Annotated in this window: 1 protein-coding gene; it reads right to left on the minus strand. The window is 46.0% G+C overall.

Going from position 1 to position 2,311, the window contains the following annotated elements; genetic code table 11:
* Positions 1-70: 70 nt before the first annotated feature.
* On the minus strand, positions 71-2,269 hold the full coding sequence (locus VE944_RS16395; RefSeq protein ID WP_324978790.1) for a serine/threonine-protein kinase: 2,199 nt from the start codon (positions 2,267-2,269) through the stop codon (positions 71-73).
* Between the last annotated feature and the right edge of the window lie 42 nt (positions 2,270-2,311).

Here is a 2,311-nt window from a genome sequence, read left to right on the forward strand (position 1 = left end):
CAAGGGATAATTTGAGGCAGGGGGAGAATTTTGGAAGTTGCGAAATTATCCCGCAACTATGCAACGCCCTTTACTGAGGTGCTGTCTCTGGCGTTGGTGTCGATGTAGAAGTAGGGGTTTCTGTGGGAGTTGGTGTAGGAGTTGGCGTTGGGGTGGGTGTTTCTATGGGCGCTGGTGTTTCCGTGGACGCTGGTGTTTCCGTGGGCGTTGGTGTTGGCGATGGGGGAGGGGTGGGATTTTCTGCTGTAATGCTGAGTTGATAATCTACTGGTTTCGATGCTGTGGAAACCACGACAAACTCGTAAAATCCGTTTTCTGTTAATTTAGTTGACAAACTTCGCTCTTTAGAATCTTCTAAAAATTTGATTTTGCCAGAGGGTGAATAGACTGATAACAAAACTTGGGAATTTGCTTGTAGCTTCAATCCCAAAGATTGCTCTTTGGCAAGTCCAGCAATGAATACTTTACCACCACCAGGTTGGAGAGTACCACTGACTGTTTTGCTGATAGCGCCCGGATCAAAGACAAGTTTCTGGAAAGCGCTACCAGCGAGGATAGCACTGAGTTGATCGCTAACAAATCCGTACCAAACTTGTCCAATTGGCTGATCTCGAAAATCTTTACCACGCTGTTCAGGGAATACACTTAAAAATGCTGTATCTCCTAAATCATACAAAGAACGGCTACCAACGTTGATTTTGTTGACTTCCAGTTTCCAGCGATCGCGTTCAGCACTTGTATAAGTTCCCAGTTGTCGGCGTGCATTAGAACTCAGTGGCGCTAATTTTTCCAGCAATTCTGAGGCTGTTTTATCCCATTCTGCGCGTAAACCTTCATCTTCAGGGCCATCGCTGAGAGTGCGTCCTCGTAAACTGGGATTTCTGTCCCAAAAAACTTGATTCACCAAGTTCACGTAGAAGTTAGAGTCAATCCCCAACTGTTGAAGGCGATCGCTTAATCTTTCTTTACGCTGCCGTTCGGCTGGTGAATATTGCGCTAAAGGATCGGTTGGTTGTTCACTGGTTGGGGTTGGGCTGGTTGTAGGATCAGGTTTGACTTCCCCCACATCGCGGCTGCTATTGACTCCCCACCAAATTAAACCGATTGTACTAAATGCTACCGCCGCCGCTAAGAAGGTTTTTGTTGGTGTCCACCAGCTTGTGGGCTGCGAGTATGGGGGAGATGAGGGGTATGAAGGGGATGTAGCTTTAGCTTCCCGCAGGCTAGGGGATGGGGGAGGTGGAGAGACGGCGACGGTGGCGGCTGTGGGTTGTGGTGGCGCGGGGTATTGAGTTGGGGGAAAGTTAGCTGGGGGCGGGTTGATAGTTTGGAGTACTTGATGGGCTGATTGATAGCGATCGCTTGGTCTGGCAGATAACATTTTATCTAATACCTGTCCCAAAATTGGACTCAGGCTTACTTCTCGTCGCCACTGCCAGGTGAGGTAGTAAGTATCAATTAATTCTTGAGGTTGTTTACCTGTCAGTAAAACCAACATTGTTGCAGCCAAAGCATACAAGTCGCTGTGGGGAGATACTAACCCAGTTTGCATCTGTTCTGGAGGTGCAAATCCCACTTTACCCAATAGGGTTGGTGATGGGGAAGATGCAACTACGCCGGGTTGATAATATTGGGAAGCAACGGTTGCTACTACTTGTTTAACACCGCCAAAATCAATTAACACTGGCAGTTTGTCAACAGTGCGAAATATTAAGTTATCTGGAGATATATCTCGATGAATAACGCCTATGGAGTGGATATACTCCAATACTGGCAAAATTGAAAGCAACAATTGGCGTACTTCTGCTTCTGTAAAGCGCAAACCCTGCTGTAACCTGGTATTCAACAACGAGTTGTAAGTTTCCCCTTCCACATAATCTTGTACCAAAAACAGATATTCTTTCCCCCCTAAGTTCATGCGAAGCAGTTCCCGGAAGCGGGGAATTTGGGGATGTTGCAGTTTATAGAGAACACTCGCTTCTCTCTCAAACAGTTCTTCAGCTTTTTGGACAACGTAGGCGGTTTGAACTTGGGGGGAAAATTCTTTTAAAACACAAAGTTCGCGGAAACGATTGACATCTTCAGCTAAATAAGTGCGTCCAAAGCCACCCTGGCCAATTTGACGCACAATCACATAGCGATCGCCTAAAGTTAGCCCCGGTTGGATACTATAACTTATGGGCGTATCCAACAATTTTTCACCACACTGGAGACAAAAGCGACTACCTGGGGAATTTTCATGTCCTTGAGAACAATATATTTTAGTCATTTGTTATTTGTCATTCGTCATTTGTTATTAGTTATTCTTCCC

Source organism: Nostoc sp. (assembly GCF_035638895.1).
Lineage (GTDB): Bacteria > Cyanobacteriota > Cyanobacteriia > Cyanobacteriales > Nostocaceae > Nostoc.

Excerpts from the sequence above, each read along its gene's own strand:
- VE944_RS16395 (WP_324978790.1), bottom strand. The coding sequence starts at position 2,269 with ATGACTAAAATATATTGTTCTCAAGGACATGAAAATTCCCCAGGTAGT.